Origin of the sequence: Campylobacter rectus (assembly GCF_004803795.1) — a bacterium.
GTDB classification, from domain to species: domain Bacteria; phylum Campylobacterota; class Campylobacteria; order Campylobacterales; family Campylobacteraceae; genus Campylobacter_A; species Campylobacter_A rectus.
In genome coordinates, this window is record NZ_CP012543.1 from 2316536 (window position 1) to 2335977 (window position 19442).

16 protein-coding genes and 1 pseudogene are annotated in these 19442 nt (G+C 47.8%); 6 read left to right on the forward strand and 11 right to left on the reverse strand.

Annotated elements, in window-relative coordinates; translation table 11 throughout:
• The first annotated feature begins 429 nt into the window (after positions 1-429).
• Together CRECT_RS11165 and CRECT_RS13025 are read left to right on the forward strand one after the other, a co-directional pair.
• Entirely contained in the window at positions 430-993 is a 564-nt protein-coding gene (locus CRECT_RS11165; RefSeq protein ID WP_002946046.1) for a hypothetical protein, read from the forward strand.
• Between the two features lie 219 nt (positions 994-1212).
• Positions 1213-1341, forward strand: a complete 129-nt coding sequence (locus CRECT_RS13025; protein ID WP_257792180.1) for a hypothetical protein — start codon at positions 1213-1215, stop codon at positions 1339-1341.
• 302 nt (positions 1342-1643) lie between these two features.
• Here CRECT_RS13025 and CRECT_RS11170 read toward each other — a convergent pair whose 3' ends face one another.
• From CRECT_RS11170 to CRECT_RS11205, 8 genes and pseudogenes are all read right to left on the reverse strand, one after another.
• The gene (locus CRECT_RS11170; protein ID WP_002946073.1) at positions 1644-2177 is read right to left on the reverse strand and encodes a DUF2393 family protein; all 534 of its coding nucleotides are present in this window, start codon (positions 2175-2177) and stop codon (positions 1644-1646) included.
• On the reverse strand, positions 2177-2704 hold the full coding sequence (locus tag CRECT_RS11175; protein WP_002946060.1) for a DUF2393 family protein: 528 nt from the start codon (positions 2702-2704) through the stop codon (positions 2177-2179). Before CRECT_RS11175 ends, CRECT_RS11170 begins: the two co-directional genes overlap by 1 nt.
• A 79-nt stretch (positions 2705-2783) precedes the next feature.
• Positions 2784-3773, reverse strand: a complete 990-nt coding sequence (hisIE, locus tag CRECT_RS11180; protein WP_002946047.1) for a bifunctional phosphoribosyl-AMP cyclohydrolase/phosphoribosyl-ATP diphosphatase HisIE — start codon at positions 3771-3773, stop codon at positions 2784-2786.
• Positions 3774-4884: 1111 nt separating this feature from the next.
• Complete coding sequence (locus CRECT_RS11185) at positions 4885-5985, reverse strand: SPFH domain-containing protein (RefSeq protein WP_002945892.1); 1101 nt, start codon at positions 5983-5985, stop codon at positions 4885-4887.
• Positions 5986-5993: 8 nt separating this feature from the next.
• Positions 5994-6908, reverse strand: a complete 915-nt coding sequence (gene ilvE, locus CRECT_RS11190) for a branched-chain-amino-acid transaminase (protein WP_002945915.1) — start codon at positions 6906-6908, stop codon at positions 5994-5996.
• A 674-nt stretch (positions 6909-7582) separates the two neighbouring features.
• A pseudogene (locus CRECT_RS11195) lies at positions 7583-8421 on the reverse strand (DUF3737 family protein).
• Positions 8422-8844: 423 nt separating this feature from the next.
• Complete coding sequence (locus CRECT_RS11200) at positions 8845-9102, reverse strand: hypothetical protein (protein ID WP_002945900.1); 258 nt, start codon at positions 9100-9102, stop codon at positions 8845-8847.
• Positions 9103-9235: 133 nt separating this feature from the next.
• Complete coding sequence (locus tag CRECT_RS11205; RefSeq protein WP_002945896.1) at positions 9236-11083, reverse strand: aryl-sulfate sulfotransferase; 1848 nt, start codon at positions 11081-11083, stop codon at positions 9236-9238.
• A gap of 235 nt (positions 11084-11318) precedes the next feature.
• Between CRECT_RS11205 and CRECT_RS11210 the strand changes: the two genes are divergently transcribed.
• Genes CRECT_RS11210 through CRECT_RS11225 form a run of 4 tightly spaced genes read left to right on the forward strand, consistent with a single transcriptional unit; the run spans position 11319 to position 14979 of the window.
• Positions 11319-11975, forward strand: a complete 657-nt coding sequence (locus CRECT_RS11210) for a thiol:disulfide interchange protein DsbA/DsbL (RefSeq protein ID WP_002945914.1) — start codon at positions 11319-11321, stop codon at positions 11973-11975.
• Between the two features lie 9 nt (positions 11976-11984).
• Positions 11985-12608, forward strand: a complete 624-nt coding sequence (gene dsbI, locus CRECT_RS11215; RefSeq protein ID WP_002945895.1) for a protein-disulfide oxidoreductase DsbI — start codon at positions 11985-11987, stop codon at positions 12606-12608.
• 39 nt (positions 12609-12647) lie between these two features.
• On the forward strand, positions 12648-14297 hold the full coding sequence (locus CRECT_RS11220; RefSeq protein ID WP_002945917.1) for a sensor histidine kinase: 1650 nt from the start codon (positions 12648-12650) through the stop codon (positions 14295-14297).
• A 1-nt stretch (position 14298) separates the two neighbouring features.
• Positions 14299-14979, forward strand: a complete 681-nt coding sequence (locus tag CRECT_RS11225) for a response regulator transcription factor (RefSeq protein WP_002945919.1) — start codon at positions 14299-14301, stop codon at positions 14977-14979.
• Positions 14980-15821: 842 nt separating this feature from the next.
• Here CRECT_RS11225 and CRECT_RS11230 read toward each other — a convergent pair.
• The 3 genes from CRECT_RS11230 to CRECT_RS11240 all read right to left on the reverse strand — a co-directional run bounded on the left by CRECT_RS11230 (position 15822) and on the right by CRECT_RS11240 (position 19346).
• On the reverse strand, positions 15822-16343 hold the full coding sequence (locus CRECT_RS11230) for a disulfide oxidoreductase (protein ID WP_002945903.1): 522 nt from the start codon (positions 16341-16343) through the stop codon (positions 15822-15824).
• On the reverse strand, positions 16343-16996 hold the full coding sequence (locus CRECT_RS11235; RefSeq protein ID WP_002945897.1) for a thiol:disulfide interchange protein DsbA/DsbL: 654 nt from the start codon (positions 16994-16996) through the stop codon (positions 16343-16345). Before CRECT_RS11235 ends, CRECT_RS11230 begins: the two co-directional genes overlap by 1 nt.
• An 88-nt stretch (positions 16997-17084) precedes the next feature.
• Complete coding sequence (locus CRECT_RS11240) at positions 17085-19346, reverse strand: cytochrome c3 family protein (RefSeq protein WP_002945909.1); 2262 nt, start codon at positions 19344-19346, stop codon at positions 17085-17087.
• Positions 19347-19442 lie beyond the last annotated feature (96 nt).

Sequence of the window (19442 nt, forward strand, 5' to 3'; positions counted from 1 at the left end):
AATTTAGATTTGCTTGCGAGCTAAATTTGATATCGATTTTTGGCTACTTTGAGCTTAAATTTGCCTGATTTGCGAAAATGGCAAATTTAAACAGTTTAAAACGCTTAAATTTACCGACTTTCAAGGCTTAAATTTATTCGGTAAATTCCGCGATCTTTCGTTAAATTTACCAAATAATACCGACCGGACGTATGTTTGTAAAATTTACCGCAAATTTTATCGCCTCTGCGCAGACAAATTTCAAATTTGTAGTCCAAGCCCTTTGCTTTGCTTCAAAGCTCCTTAAATACGTGAAATTTACCTATCTGGTAGTGCGGTAATGTCAAAATGATTTTATCTTTTTATTTTATTTTGATATATTTTTAGTATAATTCTCATTTTAATATAATAATGAGAGTTTTTGCGATGGATTATCAAGGATTATTTTTATTGGCGCAGTTTTTAAACGAGAGAAAAAAGGCGAGTCGTAAAGAAATATCGGAGTTTTTATCGCGCAAAACCGGTGCTAGCCAAAGCAAAACGGACGCGCTTTTAAGCGTCATAGCAAATAGCCCTAAAATTCAAGCTTTGCCGCAAGAAAAAAGGATGGTTTTAAAAACCGCGCGCGGGATTTACGAGATAAGCAAAGCCGGCGAAAAGCTCCTAAAAAGCAAAAATGCTCGGCGAAATTTTGAAGCTTGGATTGACGGCATTTACGGCGAAACTGCGACGCAAAAATCGCAAAATTTACCCGCATCCAAAACTAAAAAATACCTAAAAATCATCACCGCTCTCGTCATCCGCGAGCTAAAAGACAAAATGATCGGCGAAGCAATCAAAAAGCCGATAGAAGCGATAAAATCGCTCGCGCTAAAACTTATGAAAAAACACAAAATTTTGAATAAAATTTATGCTTTTAGGCATATTTTTCTAGCGCTAATAGCTACCAAAATCGCATTTAATATCGTCAAAATTTTTAAAGAGTATAGGCGAGAAAAAATATTTGCGGGGTAGTTTTTTAAGATTTTTTACCAAATTTTGAAAAACCATCAATGCCTCGGCTTTTATATTTTGCGCGGTTATAAAAGACACGAACGACTTTTATAAATTCTATGACATTTTAGACGATATGGCAGAAGAATTTGGCGCATAAAGGTGGACCTTAGAGATTTATAGAGATGGCAAAAATATGCTAAAACCGCATCTGATTATGCTTATGCGGCAAGCAGCGCTATGAATGATTTTAAAGATAAAATTTACGCAAGAGAGCTTTTAGCTAAAGCCGTAGAACTCTTATCTGGTCCGCAAGAAACGTTTTTTGTGCTTGATATTTTAAGCAAATTTGGAGATAAGCGCTTTTAGCCAAGACTTGCGAAAAGCTATTAAACGAACCGAATCCCGGTTATATGAAAATCGCTGGCTACCTAAAAAACATCAATCCAAATTTAGCAAAAAGAGCGTGCTGCAAAAGCCGTAGAAAATGCTAAAATTTTATATGCCGTAGCCGATATTTTGGATATCTTTAAAGATAAAAAAAGGGGGGGGCGATAGAGATAGTGAAAAGTGGTATAATTGCCGCACGGTAAATCAAATTTAAAGCGAACATAATAGAATTAAGCATATCTTGAGTCAATATATCGGGCAATTTTACCCGCAGCCGCGCTCTATCTGCACTCCAGCTTCGTTATCGTTTGGGTATTTGTAAAATACGACGGATAAGGCATCGAAACGCTAAAATTTCGTATCTGCTTCGGCGCGATATTTTTAGCGACGCTAGCGGTGACTTCCGCGACGTTTGAGCGCTCATCGCCGCGCGAGAACAGCGATAACCCGCTAGGCTTAAAGATAGAGCCCGCGATCGTGTCCTTGCTCACGGGATTATTGACGAGTTTGACGGTCAGCTCGCAGCTTGCTATGCTAAACTCGCCCGTATTTCGCAGCGAACCCTTAAAAACGATCATCTCGTTTCTGAGTACGCGGTGACCGGTGACCTCTATCAAGACGGCTTTTTTCGTGTATTTATCCACGACGAGCATAAAAAAATAGCCGAATATCAGCGTTGCGGCAACGTTTATCGCGAGATAAATTTTAAAAAGCCTCAGGTCTTTTTCGCCGCGCGATATCAGCATAAAAAGCATTGAGAGCAGCACCAAAACCGCAAGCGCGATGAGGTGAAAGACGTTAAAATACCCTTCCATCAAAAACACTCCGAGCTTGCCGTGACGTTGTAATCCTGCGCGCGAAAGTTATTTACCGCGTGCGTGATCTCGTGTGTCGCATTTACGTCCAGCGCGTCTTTTAGCACAATATTTTCCTTTAAAAACGGCTTTAGCTCGTTTGCGTAACGGCGCAGCGCATTGCCCGAGTTTTTGTAAAAGCTAAGGCCGATTTTGCAGTAATTAAACGACTTTTTCGAGAGATTTGTGAGGCGCAGATCCACAAGCAGCGTGTTTGAGTACTCAAGTTGCTTGGTTGAGACTAGCTCGAGCGAGCGAGTGCGCAAATTTTCGTCTAAAAGCTTAGGCATAAAATACGCCCCGCATCCAAGCCCAGCAATAGTGACGATCACCAGCGCAAAACCCGCCAAATAGGACTTTGACGCGACATAGACGCAAAGCGAAACGAGCGCTAAAAAGGTCAAAAACATCCAGATATAGGCGGCAAAATCCACCCAGCTAAGGTGCGTCAGATAGAAATTTAAGCCTTGTTTTAGTTCGTTTATCATCTTGCCTCTTTGCTTCGTTTGCCTTGCGGCGAGCCAAATTTGAAATCCACCTGCATAAAGCGTGCCAAATTTGACCGCCCTAGCCTTTTCGCGAGTTTTTTTCCTCGATACCGCTTAGTCCGAAACGGCGCGCGAGCTCGGCTTTGACGCGGCCCGGGTGAATGCCGTGCAGCGCCAACGCCACTAGCGAGTGAAAGCACAAATCGGCCGCCTCATAGACGATCTCCTCGGTCGGCGTTTTTGGCTTTTGGTTTTGAGACGTCTCGGTTTGGCTGTTTTTGTTTGCGGCGTTTTCGTTTGAAATTTTAGTAAAATTTTCGTTTTGGCTTTGGGTTAAATTTGGCAAAATTTGACCGCTTTTCGAGCCGTTATTTTCGCTCGAATTTTGCAAATTCCGCCCGCCTCGCTCTTTGTTCGTTTGATTTTCGTCAGCGCACGATTTACTCAAATTTATCGTCTCGCGCTCGCTTTCGGCGACGTCAAACCGTGAGATATCGCTTTTGCGCGCCGATGCGTCCTTGCATGCCATCACTAGCTCCGTGGCCTCCTCGCCGACCTTTTTTAGGATCGCGTTTTCGCCCTTTTTAAACAGGCTCGCGACGTATGAAGTCTGCGGATCGGCGTTTAGCTTGCGGTCCATTATCGTGTGATAAACCTCGTCGATTATGCCGTAGATCGGCTTTTTAGCTTGGGTTAATTGCTCTTGCGTCAAATTTTGTCCGTCGGCACTGGTTAAATTTGACTCGTCGCCGTCTCCCGAAATCTTTCTAAAAAAGCACGATTTTGCGCCGGTGTGGCACGCTACGCCGCCGTTTTGAACGACTTTGAGCAGTATCGTGTCGTTGTCGCAGTCAAGGAAAATCTCATCTATGGCCTGCGTATTTCCGCTCTCCTCGCCCTTTTTCCAGATTCGGTTTTTCGTGCGCGAAAAATAGTGCGCAAAGCCCGTTTTTAGGCTCAAATTTAGTGCCTCTTCGTTCATATAAGCAAGCATCAAAACCTCGCCGCTCGAGCTTTCTTGAACGACGGCGGGCAAAAGGCCGCCCACTTTTTTCCAATCTATTTTCATTTTATTTCCTTTCGGCTACGAGTTTGGCTTGGTGCACATTTTGGTCTCTTTGACGGATATTTTGTGAAATATTACAATATTTTTGCTTTTTGTTTGATTTTTTAAATTTTATTCGCCGAGATTCGTATCTTGAAAATATCAAAATTTGACTTCAAAAAATTTTTAAAACACAATAAGCGAAACACGTTTTGCTTCGGCTTTGCCTCTCAACTGCTTCCCCAAAAGCTGCGAACGCAGAGCGTGGAAGCAGAGCAGAACGTGCCGCGATTTATCGCGGGCGCAAACGACAATTCGTGCCCAGCGTTTGGGTTTTAAAAATTTGCTAAATTTTACACAAAGATTAAAATTTATTCAAATCTCTGACTTTTAAATTTTTCTTGGAAGCGGAAAGGGCTTTGCTTCGCCTGTGGCTCGCAACTGCGAGCAGACCTACTTACGCTCTGTTTACAGCTACGAGCGAAGTGGTCTCAAGCCCGTAGGGTGACGGTAGCGAACGTAGTGAAGCTAAAGTAGAGCGCCCTTTTCCTTTACTTCGCGCCCCGCACTCGTAACTACTAGAGGCAGACTCGCTCCTATCTGCTTGCAGTTGCAAGCGAAGCGATGCAGAAGTCCTCTTTAACCCCACTGCACGTGAGAGGTGGCGACATAGCTTTGCTGACGCAAAGCGTCGCAAACATGATTCAAATTTGACATTTTCGAGGTGCGGGTCTCGGCGAATAAAATTTGAAACCGGAAGCTATAAATTTAACTTCAAATTTGAACATAAAGCGATAAAGCATAGGATTTTTCTACTTCGCTGCGCTCATAGCTTTTCAAGAAGTTCTAGACGAGGCGCTTTTAAATTTGGCGACGGGAGTTACCTCGTCGGTAATGACCGAGCCAAATTTAAAAATAACGAAGTATAGGGCAAAAAGACAAGCCGCAATATCGCGAGATGGATTTTTACTTCGCTATGCTCGTAACGCTAAAGCGAGAAAAGGCTTTGCTTCCCTTGCGGTCGCAACTGCAAGCAGAAGCGAAGTAAAAATTTAGCGTAGGCTGGGCAAGGTAGTCCGCCGAGCTAAATTTTTACTAGCTCCGTTAAATACGCTCAAAAGACAAGCCGTTAAATTTATTGCGTTATCGCGCTTTGCTTCGCCTTATCCTTCGTATCTACCCAGATATTCGGCACCGCTCCACCGGGTGTTAAAAATATCTTCGCGTCTTTATTTTCGCGTAGTGCCTCGTTAAATTTACCCTGTGTCTCGATCTGTTTTAAATTTAACAAATTTTGATCCAAACTTTTTGCGACCTCGCGGTTAGCGTAAGCCTGTGCATCAGCTTCGATCTTAGCCGCGTCCGCGCGACCCTGAGCCTCGATGATAGCGGCTTTTGCCGTACCTTCTGCGAGGGCCGCTTTTTTGAGCGCCTCTTGATTGGCGCGCTCTACTTCGTATTTGGTTCGCTCGGCCTCTTGTTTAGCGATTTGCACGCGCTCGATCTGCTCTTTTACTTTTTCAGGCAGGATGATCTCGCGAAGCTGCACGGTTAGCAGCTCGACGGGTTTATTTGGCTGCGCGTCGATGTCCTTACGGATACCGTCATCGATAGCCGTGGCTAGGTCGTTTCGCTTCGTCGGAAGCTCCTCGGCGGTGTATTTACCCGCGATACTGCGCACGACGTCGCGCACGACGGGATCGACGATCTTGTTTTCCCAGCTAAGCCCCCAAGACGCGATCGTTTGAGGCGCATTCTCGGGATTTAGGCGATACTGCACGGTGATGTCGATGCTGACGGGTAAATTTCTCGCGTCCAAAACGGAGATCGAATTTTTGCGGATGATGCCCGCTTGCGACTGCCCGGAGTATTTTTGCACCTCGCCCATATCTTCGCCCGAAGTATAGTTGATGAGGCGCACGCGCGTATCGACTACAATGACCTTTTGCAAAAACGGGATAAAGAAGTGTAGTCCCGGTTGCATCGGAGACGGGTCGTATTTACCTAAATTTGACTTGATACCCACTTCGCCCGAATTTATCGTGACGAAAGGCTGCGTGAGCGCGATCACGGCCACTATCGCGATGATAGCGTAGGCAAAACCCGAAATTTTGCCAAATCCCTTAAAATCGGGCGTTTTAAAATTTACTTTTGACCCTTTGTTCTCGCCGCCGTTATCGTCTCCGCCGCCGGAGCCTCGTTTTTTATTAAAATAATCATTTAAATCTGCTGGCATTTCGTTCCTTAAATGTAAGTTAGCATTGAAGCGTATTTTGGATTACGTCCATAAACTACGTCAAAATACGCGTCTTGTAGGCGTTTGGTTACCGCTCCACGCTCGCCCGCGCCGATTATGCGGTTGTCGATGTTGCTTATCGGAGTGACCTCTGCCGCCGTTCCCGTGAAAAACGCCTCGTCGGCTACATATGCGCGGTCGCGGGTGATGCGCTCTCTACGTACTTCGATGCCTAGATCGTGGGCGATCTTGATAACGGTGTCTTGCGTGATGCTAGCTAGGCTGCTGTCGTTTGGCGGAGTGATGAGCGCGCCGTTTTCCACGATGAAAAAGCACTCGCCGGAACCTTCCGAAATATAGCCCTCGCTATCAAGTAGTAGCGCCTCGTCGTAGCCAGCCTCTTTAGCCTCGTAGTTGGCCATTTGCGAGCAGAGATAGTTCGAGCTTGATTTCGCGCGGCTCATTTGACCGCCGACGTTTAGCTTGGCAAAGCTTGAAATTTTTACTTTTATGCCTTTTGTAAGCCCCTCTTCGCCTAGATACGCGCCCCACTCCCATGCGGCGATCGCCGTATTTACGGGAGCTTTGGTGTGAGTTAGGCCCATCACGCCGTAGCCTAGATAGACGATAGGGCGCAGATAGACGTTTGATTTAAATTTATTTGCACGAAGTAGCTCGATCTGTGCGTCTTCGAGCTCTTTTTGCGAGTATTTAACGTTTAAAATCGTCATTTTAGCCGATTTTAGTAGGCGCGCGGTGTGATCGCTCAAGCGAAATATCGCTAAGCCCTTATCCGTCATATACGCTCTAGTGCCCTCAAATACGGCGTTTGCATAGTGAAGAGAGTGCGCCAAGACGTGAATCTTCGCGTCCTCCCATTTAACCAATTTCCCGTCCATCCAGATAAATTCTGAAGGGTTCATTTGATATCCTTTTGTATTAAAAATTTGCAGAGTGTAGCAAAAATATCTTTAAAATCTAATACCCGACGCCAAATTTCGCTCTGCTTACGGTCAAATTTACGCACTTTTTCTAGCGCTTTTTGAGTCGTTCGGGGTCAAATTTAAACCTGAAACGATAAGGCGAAGCGTTTTTGTTTTAAGCGAGGCAGATGAGCAAGGGCAAAGGAGCGTATATATAATACGTGACTGCCGCCCGCAGCGAAGTATAAGACAAAAAGACGAGCCGTTATTTTTCGTTCAGAGTCAAATTTGAAGCGCTACTTGGATTTAAAAGCTAATTTCAAATTTGAGCGCAAGGAATAAAGGCGAAGTATCGCGAGATGATTTTGAAAGTTGTGCGAAAAATTTTAATCAAGAGTAGGCATGAAGCCTGTCGCAGATTAAATTTTCTTCTGCTTGCAGTTGCGAGCAAAGCGAAGTAAAAATCTCTTTCAAAACCAGCGAAGCGACGCCGCAGGCGAGGTTTCTATAAAAGCACTTGCGAGACGAGACGCCATTTGTCGTTCGGAGTCAAATTTAAACATAAAACGGTTTTAGGCGAGGCGGATGAGCAAGGGCAAAGGGAAGGAGCGTATAAATACGCGACCGCAGCTTGCGGCAAAACCGGGCGAAGTATAAGACAAAAAGACGAGCCGCTATTTTAAATAGATTATTTTAGTCGCGGCCGGATCTACGCATTCCTTCTCTATGATCACTTCGCCTATCTCCCTCGCCCTTATCACACCTGAGAGCGGGTTTTTCACGCTAGCTATGCCCCCTAAAATTTCTACGTCCACGCTTGAATACTCAAAGGCTAGCGTGGTATCTAGCGTCTGGCAGCCGCGCAGCATGAGATTTTGCACGTAGCAAAGCCCCTGCAAGCTCTCTATCGTGCAGTTTTCAAAGGTTACGTTTTGCTGTTCCACGCGAGGTATTCGCCGCTGATGAAGCTGTTTCGCACGGTCACGTTCTCGCAGTTCCAAAAGGCGTCTTTGCTAAGCAGTTTGCTATCCTCGACGAGCAGGTTCTTACAGCCGTCAAAGCCGTAGTTCCCGTCCAAATTTAGCCCGTAAACGCGCACGTTTTCGCAGTTCATAGCAAAATAATCCCCGTGCGCGCAGACGTTTTTTATCTCCGCGTCCGCGCAGCTCCACAGCGTCTCCTCGGCCCGGGTCAAATTTACGTTTTCCAGCCTCACGTTTTGGCACCTGCGGAAGGATTTTGGCGCCTGGATTAGCGTATCTTTAAAGCTCACGTCCTGCGAGTACCAGATGCCAGCGCGCGCCGTCTGCGTCAAAAATCCATCCTCTACGGCGATGTTTTTGGCGTACCACAGCGGATATTTCCACTCGAAAATGCAGTTTTTCAGGCGCAAATTTTGCCCGTGCTTTAGCGGCGACTCTCCCGCCACGAACCCACACCGCTCAAACTCCGCGTCCTTTACGCCAAACATCGCGCGCTCGCCGATAAATTTTTGCTCGACAAATTTTTGCATATTTCGCCTCCGCCGTTTTGTTGCGCAGATTATATCCGTTTTTGCAAAAAAGCGTTAGAACGATCCTGCAAAAAACTTGCCCAATCCTGCAAAATTACTGAAATTTGGGAGTAAAATTTGCAAGAAAGGGGGGATAAATTTAAGTAAAAATCGGATGAAATGAAAGTCTGCCCCAATCTTGCGCGAAAGGGGCAAATACGCTACAAGGCAAACTATGAGGACACATAGTAGGCACCTGTTGCTGAGAATATATCTAAATTTTAAGTTTTTTGAGCTTAAGATAACGGTAGAATTTAAGCGGCATTAAGGGTGCGGGAGCGTAAGCCCCTTGCCTATGTAGCCGTTTAAAAACCCAAGCGCTCGGGCATTGCGATTGTTTGGAGTCCGATTTTCTCCCAAGCGCTCGGTAGAAAAAGGTAAGATTTAGACTAGCGCAAAGGATGGAAACGCGAGCCTAAATTTTACCTTTTGTGCGGTCAAATTCGGCAGTGCGACGCAAGCAAAATTATTTAAATCAATCGCCAAATCTCGCACGGTTTTAGCGACCTTATGCGGCAGCCTTGCTCGACGTAAATTTCCGTTAGATTTGACGCTGAAGTTTTCGCGGTGCGGGTTAAGGTCGTCAAATCCGGGCTTAAATTTAAAGCTAAATTTTACGGCGATATCAAACTTTAAGACCAAATTTCAAAGCCTGCGACCCGTCAAATTTGAACCGGCAAATTTAAACGAGTCGCAAACGCAAAATCCAAATTTACCAAAAAGCGGCCCCGAAGCGCACCAGGCCGGGAGCCGCTAAATTTTAAAATTTTAAATTTTACTTCTCAAACGCCTTTTCTAGACTAAACGGAAACGCCTGATAGCCCATCGCGTTGGTCATTTTGATTTCGATTGACGGCTCTTTTGCGCCCCACTCAAACTCGTTGATGTGAGGGCTAGGTACGCCGACCGGACGGCCCTTGGCGATGTCAAACTGCATGCCCGCGACCGCCGAGTAAACCATCACGCTATCTAGGTCGTCTTGATACTGCGCAAGCGATGTAACAGAGCTGTACCACTCGCTGCCGCGCTGTTTGCCGTATTCCCAGACCTGCTCGACGGTTTTAGCTTTTTCGTCGATTTTATAGACGACCGCGCGGGAGTATTTCATGCCAGCCATCGCAGGCTGCTCCATTCCGCGGGTGTCGCCGTTATCAAAGACGGTTAGATACACTATGCCCTTTTTGGACTTGCTGTCGATGCGGAATGCCGTGTGTTGCGTCCACTGCCAGTCAAATCCACCTTTCTCGCTCTCATATCCCGGGCATTTTGAGTATTCGTCCTCGCAGACTATTTTTTTGCCGTCTTTATCTACAGGCTGGAGCAAGTAGCCCTTAAACTGATCCTTCCAGCCTTTGTGCGCGCCCATTATCCACTTGACTTTTTTGTCGCGGCCGATCTTGATGACGGCGTCTTGGTGGCGGCTAGAGATGATGATACTATCATCAGACGGGTCGTAGTCCACGCTATTTACGTGCGCCCAGTTGCGTCCGGGGCCCGAGCCCACGATGTCGCCCCATTTTTCGTTCGTATCCATCTCGGCTAGCTCGTCCGCGCTCGCGGTGTGGCCCGCCTTGCTAGCGTCGATATTTAGGCACACCGCGCCCTGATCGAGCGTTTTTAGCACGATGTCGCGATACGGATCTAAGATTTCATACAGCCTAAAATCATCCACGACGTTGCCGTCGCGATCGACCTCGACGATGACGTCGCGCACGGTGCGGACGTTTTTACCGTCGGCGCGTTTATAGTTGGCGTTTGCCGCGCGGAGGAAGTAGTGCCCGTTTTGCGCAACGTCCATAGAGTGCGAGAAGTCGTTGTAGCCCGCAGGTAGCTCGCGGTTAAAGATTTCGCGGCCCATTATGTCGTATTTGGCGTATCTTTGGCCATAGCCCCACGTCATCGCGCCGTCGTCGTTTTGCTTAAAGCCCATCATGACGCCCGCGCTAAACGGTTGCTTGAGGTCGTAAATTTTACTCGGCTCCAGATACCAGCGCACTTCGCCTTTGGTGTCTAGCACGAAGTTATTTGGGCTATAGTTCCACTCGATCGCGCCGCCTGCGGGGTTGTTCCACACGACTTTGGTGCTCTTGCCCGTTTTATTTACGAAGTTATTTACGTAGTAGAGGCGATTGGCAAATTTCGCGCTCGGAGCCTTTACGACTTCGATTTTATCAAACAGCGCGCCCTTTTGAGACGGCATGCCGGAGCTCTCCAAATAAATCGCAGGAGCGTAAATTTTATAGGTTTCTTTTACGCGTTCGGTTTGACCCTTGTAAATTTTATCGTACTCGACCTCGACGGTGTTTTGATAGTCGGGATATAGTCCGAAAACGGGAATTCCGCCGTGAGTGCGAAGGTGTTTGTCGGCGACTTTGTAGCTGATCGTCTGACCGTCAGGCTTCGGCACGATGGTGACTTTCGCGTTTGCTAGCGTGTAGCCGCCGTTTTTGATGACCGCCGTTAGTGGCGCGATGTCGTACGGATTTACGACCACTTCGCCGATCTTGCCCGGGATGCCGTAGTCTATGTGCGCGCCGCTAGGTCCGCCGATAGCCAGCGCAGCCGTGCTTAGACCGCCTAAAAGCGCCACAGCTAGCGCAAATGAAGAAAGAGTTCGCTTCATCTTATTCTCCTTTGAAATTGGTTTGATATCGTAATTTTAATCAAGCTCGCTAACATAAAAATCACGTATTTATTAAAAAACACTTAATTATAAAAAATAATTTCAAATTTTATCTTCTGCGCTAAAATTTAGCCGAAATTTCATAAATTTAATCTAAAATTTATCTTCTCGTGAGCTTTGCGGCGGCGGGAGGATATAAAATTAGCGCAAATGAAATCATTTTAAGGAGCATTCCATGAACCTACTTTCTAAATTTAGCAAAGGCTTTCTAACCGTCGCGATATTTGGCGCGATGAGCGCGGCTGCGTTTACCGAGGGCGAGGACTACGTAAAACTCGAAAAACCGCTATCCGTGGAGCAAAACACGCTAGTTAAGGTCTTTAGCTACGCATGCCCGTTTTGCTACAAATACGACAAAACCGTCACGCCGAAGGTCGTAGAAAAGGTCGCGGGGCTAAAATACGCGCCGTTTCATCTAAAAACCAAGGGCGAATACGGCGAGCTCGGAAGTAAAATTTTTGCCGTTTTAGCCGTGATGGACGAGGAAAAGGGCGTGAGCCTGCTAGATGAAAACTCGCTGTTTAAAAAGGCTAAATTTGCCTACTACAAGGCCTATCACGATCAAAAGCAACGCTGGAGCGACGGCAAGGACGAGGCTGCGTTTTTAAAGACGGGGCTTGATGCGGCAGGCATCAGCGAGGCAGACTATCAAAAAAAGCTAGAAGACCCGAAAGTCGCCGAACTGCTTAAAAAATGGGACGAGAGCTACGACGTAGCCAAGATCCAGGGCGTGCCGGCCTTTGTCGTAAACGGCAAATACCTCATCATGACGAAGTCCATCAGCTCCATCGACGGCATGGCGCAGCTAGTAGAAGAGCTGCTCAAAAAATAGGGCGCGGGCATGAAATTTGCGGAAAAAATAGCAAAATTCGCAGATAGCCGCCTGCCGTGGGTGATCCTCGTAGCGGTGAGCGCGGGGCTTGTTATCCTCGCGCACTCGCTGTTTCAAAACTACGTCTATATGCCGCCTTGCGAGCAGTGCGTCTATATCCGCTTTGCATTTTTGTGCATGGCGCTAGGAGGGCTAGTCGCGATCATAAATCCTAAAAATTTGCTCCTCGCCGCGCTTGGCTACCTGCTAGCCTTTTGGGGCGCGATTCAGGGCATAATGTATAGCGTAAAACTCGCCAAGATCCACGACGCCGTGCACGGAGACGAACCGTTCGGCGTACAGGGCTGCTCGACCGAGCCGCACTATCCGTTCGGCCTGCCGCTTGAGCGGTGGGCGCCCGATTGGTTCTTGCCTACGGGCGACTGCGGCTACGACAGTCCGCTGGTGCCCGAGGGCGTCACGCTAGACGGCTTTCAGAAGTATTTAGTCGATCTTTATGGGGACGGCTGGTACCTGATCCCATCAAGCAAATTTATGTCGATGGCGGACTGCACTCTCATCGGCTTTGGCGTCTGCTTCGTCGTGCTTGCCGCGATGTTTATTTGCAAAATTTTAACTATCAAAAAAGCTTAAATCGGTCTAAATTTAGACCGATTTTGCTATACTGGGCGCATGAAAGCCTTACGCGAACATAATTTTAAAATTTACTTCATCATCATTTTCGCAAGCCTTTCCGTGGTGCTTTTGGGCGTGAAAAACTACGAGGACGCCAAGGCGCAGATCACGACGCTCGCGGATAAAAACAAGATCGCCGCGAGCGAAAATATGGTCGGGAATTTCTCATTTTGGCTGGACGAGCGCCTGCACTCTCTGGTGCGCGCGGCTAAATTTATGCAAAACGCAGACGCAATACGAGACGACGAAAAGCTCGGCGGCTTCATACGCCTTTTTAAAGAAAACTCCGCGGAATTCGACGCATTGCAGTTTTTGCGCGAGGATGGAGAAATTTTCGTAGACGGCAAGGAGCTGGGCGACGATGAAGCGATGCCAAAGAGCCTTCGCACGGGGCTTGTGTGGTTTGAAGAGACCAAAAGCACGCTCGCGCCCACGGTAAATTTTATGCAGCGCCATAAAACCTTAGACGAGCCGACGCTAAATTTATGCGTGCCCGTGCTGGACGGCAGCTCGTTTGCGGGTGTGTTTTGCGGCGTAGTGAAGCTGCAAAACATACTAAAAAATATGGAAAAATTTAAACTAGCGCCAGATTCTTACGCCTTCATCGTCACGCACGGCGGCGAAATTTTAACGCCGATGAAGGACGCGGCGCTAAAAAAGCAGATCGAGGATAAATTTAAAGAGCTTTTCCTGCGGGGCGAAGACATCACGAGCATAAAAATCGGATCAAATTTTATCTCCGTCGCAGAGATCCCCACGCTAAACTGGTTCATCGGCGCAGGCACCGATAACGAAAAGGAGCTCGCCGCGCTGCTTAACTCCGCGCTAAAAAACGCCCTCATCCTGCTTTTTGCGTTCGCGGCGCTGGCGCTGGTGGCAAATTTCCTCCACAACTTTATGTATTCAAAAATCAAAAACCTGCAAGACGACTACGAAGCTCTGCTCAAGCATAAAGCCCGTATGAGCGAGGCGGGCGAGCTAATCAGCGGCATAAATCATCAGTTTATTCAGCCGGTAAATTCGCTAAATTTGATGATCTCAAGCTTGCTTATGCTGCAAAAAGACGGCAAGCTAGACGCCGCGACGCTAGAAAATATGCTGCAAAAGGGGCAGGCGGCGACCGTGCTTTTGAGCGATACGATCGAGATTTTTAGAAATTTTTATAAAACGAGCGACAGCCCGCAAAAATTTAGCGTGCAGCGCTGCGTCAAAGACCTGTTAAAGCTCATGCACACCGAGCTTAGCAAGGCAAACGTCGCGGTAAGTTTGCGCGAGTTTCAAGACGAAGAGGCCACGCAGCGAATGGGCATCGTGCAGCAAATTTTACTCATCCTCATACACAACGCCAAGGACGCGGTCGTGGAGCGATACAAAGACGAAATCGCCAAGCGGCAAATTTTTATCGAGGTCAAATTTGAAAACGGCATGTGTAAAATAGCCGTCACGGACTACGGCAGCGGCGTGAGCAAGGCGGCTCGGGATAAAATTTTAACCCAGCCAAAAACCACCAAAAAGCAAGGAAGCGGCATCGGGCTGTATTTCGGTAAAAAGCTCGCAAACGAGAAGCTTTCAGGCGATATCAGGCTGCTGAGTGCTGGCGATCCGACGACGTTTGAGCTCGGCTTTGAGATAAATTTAAAGGAGTGAGATGCAAGAAACTTTGAGGCTACTTAAAGACCTGAGCGTCCTCATCGTCGAGGACGACGAGATCGCAAGGGAGCTGCTAATAGGCGGGCTAAAACCCTACTGCCTAAGCGTCTGGGGCGCGGGCGACGGACTAGAGGGGCTGGAGCGCTTTAAAAAGCTAGCCCCTACGGTCGTCATCACCGACATCCACATGCCCGCAATGAATGGCTTTGAGATGATGAAGGAGATGATACGTATCAAGCCCGTGCAAAAATTTATCGTCTTTACCTCCTACGACACCGACGACAATCTCATCAAAAGCATCGAGCACGGTGCGGCGTCTTTTTTAAAAAAGCCGGTCGATATCACGGCGCTGCGCCGCCTACTAGTGGCTCTGACCTACGAAAAGGACGAGAAGCTCGTGCGCTTAAGCCCGCAAACGAGCATAAATCTCGCCAAAGAAAAGATCTACAAAAACGGCGAAGAAATTTATCTTTCGTTTTTGCAAAACAAGCTCTTCTGGCTCTTCGCGTATAATCTAAACAAACTCGTGAGCTACGAGATGATCGAGGAGTTCGTATATGAAAACGAGCTTTCTAGCAAGGGCGCGATACAAAACGTCGTACTGAGGCTGAAGCGGGAGCTGGGGGTGAGGTTTAAAAATATTAGCGAGAGTGGATATATCCTGCTAAGCGGCGAGTAATCTAAATTTAGCGGCTTGTCTTTTTCCGTCATACTTCGTTAGCGGCTCGCTCGGCTTCGGTTACGGGCGAGCGAGTCCACCCTCCTCGCCTCGTTTGCCGCTGCCTCGTCTGACGTAAAAATACTGCGCCTTGACTTTTTACGTTCAAATTTGGCATTAAATTTGCAAATTTGACTCGCCGAGACCCGCACCTTGAAAATGTCAAATCGGTTACGGACGACCGGTCCGCTCCCTCGCCTCATTCGCCGCTGCCTCATCTGACGTAAAAATACTGCGCCTTATCGTTTTGCATTCAAATTTGAAGTCAAATTTGTAAATTTCGGCTTCAAATTTTACTCGCCGAGACCCGCATCTTGACGACACTAAATTTGAGTTTTCAAATTTGACACATCGCTTGGAGTTGGTTTGCTTCTTTGTTAAGGGAAAAAGATTGAATTACGCTCTGCTAGCAGCTCTTAAAAAGAGTGCGTCTAATAGCAACAAATGCAGTGCAGCTAAGTACAAGGCGAGCGTAACTGCCCCTTCTTGCTTGCAAGCTTCTTTGGCAGAGCGAAGCATCGGTATCGAACGAAGTCAAAAAGAGTCCTTTTAAACAATCCCTATCGCCTACGACGCTTCTTTGGCGGCGACACTGTTTTGCTAGCGCAAAGCGTCGCGAGTTTTTAAATTTGATGTAGTTAAATTTGTAAATTTAGTAAGCTATGAGATAAATATTCCAGACGGATTGTATGTAGTTTAAATAGTTTTTGGCGGATACGACGGGAGCGGACTAGTCGTCCGTGACCCGAGTATCCTAGCCAAAAACTACTTTTGAAATCCGTCAAGCGCGGGGAATCCAAAATCTAAATTTTATTGATTTCGCTGCTGCGGGCGTTATACACAAACCAGCTTAAAATCATAACCAGACAAAACGCCCCAAACACCGCAAAAAACGCAAAATTCGCCCATGCGTAAATTTTGATAAATCCAGCCTCGTTTGTCGCGCTAAAATCAGGCGCAAAAAGGCTCGGGTAAATTTCATTTAGCGGTAGCGCAAAAGGAAAGCTAATCTCGCTAACGCCGCTAAAATCGCTCGTAGAGTAATCAAGCCCGAATATCACGCCCAAAAAAATCAGAAAAAATCCCGCGAGCTTGACGCCGAACACCTTAGGCGCGCACATCGCTACGCACACGCCAAACGCCGCAAACAGCGTCGCAAAGCGCAGCTTCACTACGAGCGCGTCAGCTACTGCGCCGCCCGAAAACAGCTCGCACAAGATAAATTTAACCGCCAAAACCGCGAGCAACGCCGCCCAAAACGCCCGCCTTCGCTGCAAATTATACACAAAGCAGACAAAGCCCTTATTTTCGATATTGTAGTCCATTATTTCACCAACAATTCTTTGATCGCTTCGGTCATAGCACCCACTGAGCCAAGTGCCTGCACGTTTAGCAGATACTTACCGCCGACGACAAACGCCGGCACGCCTTGGATCTTGGCTACGTCGTAGCTCTCGTCCCATGTTTTTAGGATCTCTTGCGCACGCGTAGAGGCTAGAGCCTTGTCGTAGTCCGCATCACTCACGCCGGCCGCGCCAAGAGCCTCTTTGATAAACTTAGCCTTATCTTTGCCGCCGTTAAAATCGTCGCCCTTGTCGTGAGTGGCCTTGTAGATCGCAAATTTGGCCTTTTTAAATTTCGACTTGTCGCTTAGCAAACTAACGTCGCTAGCCTCGTCTAAAACGATCATCGCGGCAAAAATTTTGCTCGCCGTTTCGCCCAGCGTGCCCTTGGTTTTTAGGTGATAAGGGATAAATTTGACCCCGTCCAGCTCGCTAAAGAGCTTTGGTGTGACGGTTCGGTCAAATTTGTAGCAGTGGACGCACTCGTAGCTAAAGACCTTCGCGACGCTGTTTTTCGGCACGTTCAGCGGCTTTTGCAGCGTCTGATAGTCCGTGCCTTCCTCTAACGCGTTCGCGCCGAGGCCGAGCAGGCAGACGGCGGCTAAAATTCGTATAAATTTAACGACTGCTTTCATCAAATTCCTTTTCGGTAAATTTTAAAGATTGTATAAAATAAAGGGTAAATTTGAGATTAAAGCGGTTCGCGAACGAACCGCTTTTGCATTATTTAGCGTCTAACTTTTTGAGATTTTGCTGCGCTTGCTCGAGGTAGTTATCCTTTTTGAGCGATTCGATCTGCTCTTTGCTGAGCGGACTTGATTTTTCAAAATGCGAATCCACTCTCATCTTTTGCTTGCCGTCTTTGTCTAAAATTTGCATAAAATCGCCCGTGTGAAGGTTTTTGATGGCGTTAATCTGCACGTTGTAGTGCTTGCTTAGCATAGTGCCGTTGGCGTCTTTTATGCCCATAAATTTAGGCTCTCCCGGCGTAGCGTCAAATTCGCCCATCCTTATGCCAAATCCCATCGTTTTGGTGTTTTGGTGGCATTCGTTGCACTCTCTGACCTCCCTCGTGCTCGTGTGAGGATTGAGCGGCTGCATATCGATCGTGAGCATGCCGTCCTTTCGTTTGGCGACGTTGTTAAGCAGCAGCACCTTGCCCTTTTCGTCAATGACGGTGCCTACCGTTTGGATGACGCCGACAAGCGGAGTTACGCGCCCTTCGCCGTTAATGCCCAAAATCGGCTCCTCAAACCGCGCATGCGAATAATCGCCCGCCGAGCCGCCCTTTTGCATTATGAAGCTCTTGCCGTCAAAATCCGCCGGCGTGCCGTTTTTACCGATCTTTCCGGCGGAAGCTACCCAGTCGATCATCTTTTGGCCGTTGCTAAAATCGATGCTGTAATCATATCCGTAGTATGAAGACGCCCACGTAGCGTGGCACGCGTAGCACTCCATCGTTTCTAGGTGCTTTGCGGCTCCGACCATCGCGAGGCGGCCTTGCTGATTTTTCCAAGCGCCCTTTTTCTCGATATCTTTTAAGATAGGCACCTCAAGATCTTTGCCGCTTGCGGAGTGCAGGATCACTTTATCGCCGTCTTTTACGACGTTGCCGAATGCATTTCCGCGCGCGCTCACCAAGTAGCCGTCCTTTTTATCGTAATTAGTCGCGTAATTTTGCGTGACGCCCATTGGCTCTTGCGCGAGTCCTCTAGGCGTATCTTTTAGCAGCATTTCTTTTAAATTTGCATCCTTCGTATCGGCCGCATTTAAAAGTTCGTCGCCCACGCCTAGTTTTAGCTCCCACGGATACTTGTTAGGCGTGCCGTGGCAGTCCTGACACTCCACCTCCACGTCGCCCAGAGCCACCGTGCCGATGTTGCCGTTACCGTGCATATCGGGGCTCGTGTGGCAATCTTGACAGAGCATACCCGCCTTATAGTGCACGTCCTCTTTGATGTGCTTATAAAGATAAGTCGCGTTAGGCTGCTGAAGCTTGCCGTGATCGTCAAACGGTATATACGCTCCGCCGCGATCGACGGGAAATAAGCCCTGATACTGCAAGCTCACGCGTCTGCCTGAAGAGTGGCAGGCGTTGCAGGTAGAAATTTGAATACCGCTGTATTCGCCGTCATTGACCTTTACTTTGGAATTTCTCGTGCCCTGCATAGAGTGAACTAGCATATGTCCGGGTTTGGTTTTATCGATCGCTTTATCGCCGCCCTCGTAGAAGCCCTCTACGCCGTAAGGCACGTGGCACGCCGAGCAGCCGAGCCCTCTGTAGTGACCGCGCTGCTGCTTGCCCTTGGACATCAAGTGACAGGCGTTGCAGTTTCGCAGATAGTCATACACCGCCTCCTCGGGCTTGTTGTTTAGCGCGGCGAAATTCGTCTTAGGAATGCTTTTTAGCTCGCTTGGAAATTGATCCTTGTGCTGCGCGGCGAGCTCTTTTATGTAGGATTTATAAATTTCGCTGCCGTAGATAGGCTCAAATCCGTCCTTGTCTATGGTGTGGTGGTTGGCGTAGCGATGCTTGAAGTCCTCGTTATCAAGCCCCCAGCCGTAGGTTATGACCTTGATCTTGCCCGCATCCGTGCTCATCATAGACTTTGCGATACTAGAAGTCTGCTCGGCGTGACAGGCGCCGCAGGTCTTATCTATCACGCTAAGACCGCCCGCAGCCGGAGTGAAAAAATCGAGCAAATTTCCCTTCGGCGCGCCGCTATGGGCTTTGGCCGCGTTTTTTAGCTCTTTGGGGTTGCCGCCGTGACATACGACGCAGCCGTTAGGATCGCCCACGCTAGCGCCCAGTGCGTAAATTTGCTGCGCCATCTGGGTATCGTGCGCGGTAAAGGGCTCAATGCCCTCGTGACAGGCGAGACAGGCCTTTTTCGGCGCGGGGAAGTCCGCGGAGGCAAAGGCGGCGCCGAGCATAAACATAAAACAGGCTAACGCAAGCTTTGCGTTAAACTTTAAATGTCTCATTGCTTACTCCTTATTAAAATTTGGTTAATCTGTATTATAAAATATACTACATTATATTTAGATTAATTAAATTTTATTCCAATCACCTAATATAGC

Coding starts and splice junctions, on each gene's coding strand:
- CRECT_RS13025 (WP_257792180.1), top strand. CDS start 1,213: ATGAATGATTTTAAAGATAAAATTTACGCAAGAGAGCTTTTAGCTAAA.
- CRECT_RS11170 (WP_002946073.1), bottom strand. CDS start 2,177: ATGGAAGGGTATTTTAACGTCTTTCACCTCATCGCGCTTGCGGTTTTG.
- CRECT_RS11175 (WP_002946060.1), bottom strand. CDS start 2,704: ATGATAAACGAACTAAAACAAGGCTTAAATTTCTATCTGACGCACCTT.
- hisIE (WP_002946047.1), bottom strand. CDS start 3,773: ATGAAAATAGATTGGAAAAAAGTGGGCGGCCTTTTGCCCGCCGTCGTT.
- CRECT_RS11185 (WP_002945892.1), bottom strand. CDS start 5,985: ATGCCAGCAGATTTAAATGATTATTTTAATAAAAAACGAGGCTCCGGC.
- ilvE (WP_002945915.1), bottom strand. CDS start 6,908: ATGAACCCTTCAGAATTTATCTGGATGGACGGGAAATTGGTTAAATGG.
- CRECT_RS11205 (WP_002945896.1), bottom strand. CDS start 11,083: ATGAAGCGAACTCTTTCTTCATTTGCGCTAGCTGTGGCGCTTTTAGGC.
- CRECT_RS11210 (WP_002945914.1), top strand. CDS start 11,319: ATGAACCTACTTTCTAAATTTAGCAAAGGCTTTCTAACCGTCGCGATA.
- dsbI (WP_002945895.1), top strand. CDS start 11,985: ATGAAATTTGCGGAAAAAATAGCAAAATTCGCAGATAGCCGCCTGCCG.
- CRECT_RS11220 (WP_002945917.1), top strand. CDS start 12,648: ATGAAAGCCTTACGCGAACATAATTTTAAAATTTACTTCATCATCATT.
- CRECT_RS11225 (WP_002945919.1), top strand. CDS start 14,299: ATGCAAGAAACTTTGAGGCTACTTAAAGACCTGAGCGTCCTCATCGTC.
- CRECT_RS11230 (WP_002945903.1), bottom strand. CDS start 16,343: ATGGACTACAATATCGAAAATAAGGGCTTTGTCTGCTTTGTGTATAAT.
- CRECT_RS11235 (WP_002945897.1), bottom strand. CDS start 16,996: ATGAAAGCAGTCGTTAAATTTATACGAATTTTAGCCGCCGTCTGCCTG.
- CRECT_RS11240 (WP_002945909.1), bottom strand. CDS start 19,346: ATGAGACATTTAAAGTTTAACGCAAAGCTTGCGTTAGCCTGTTTTATG.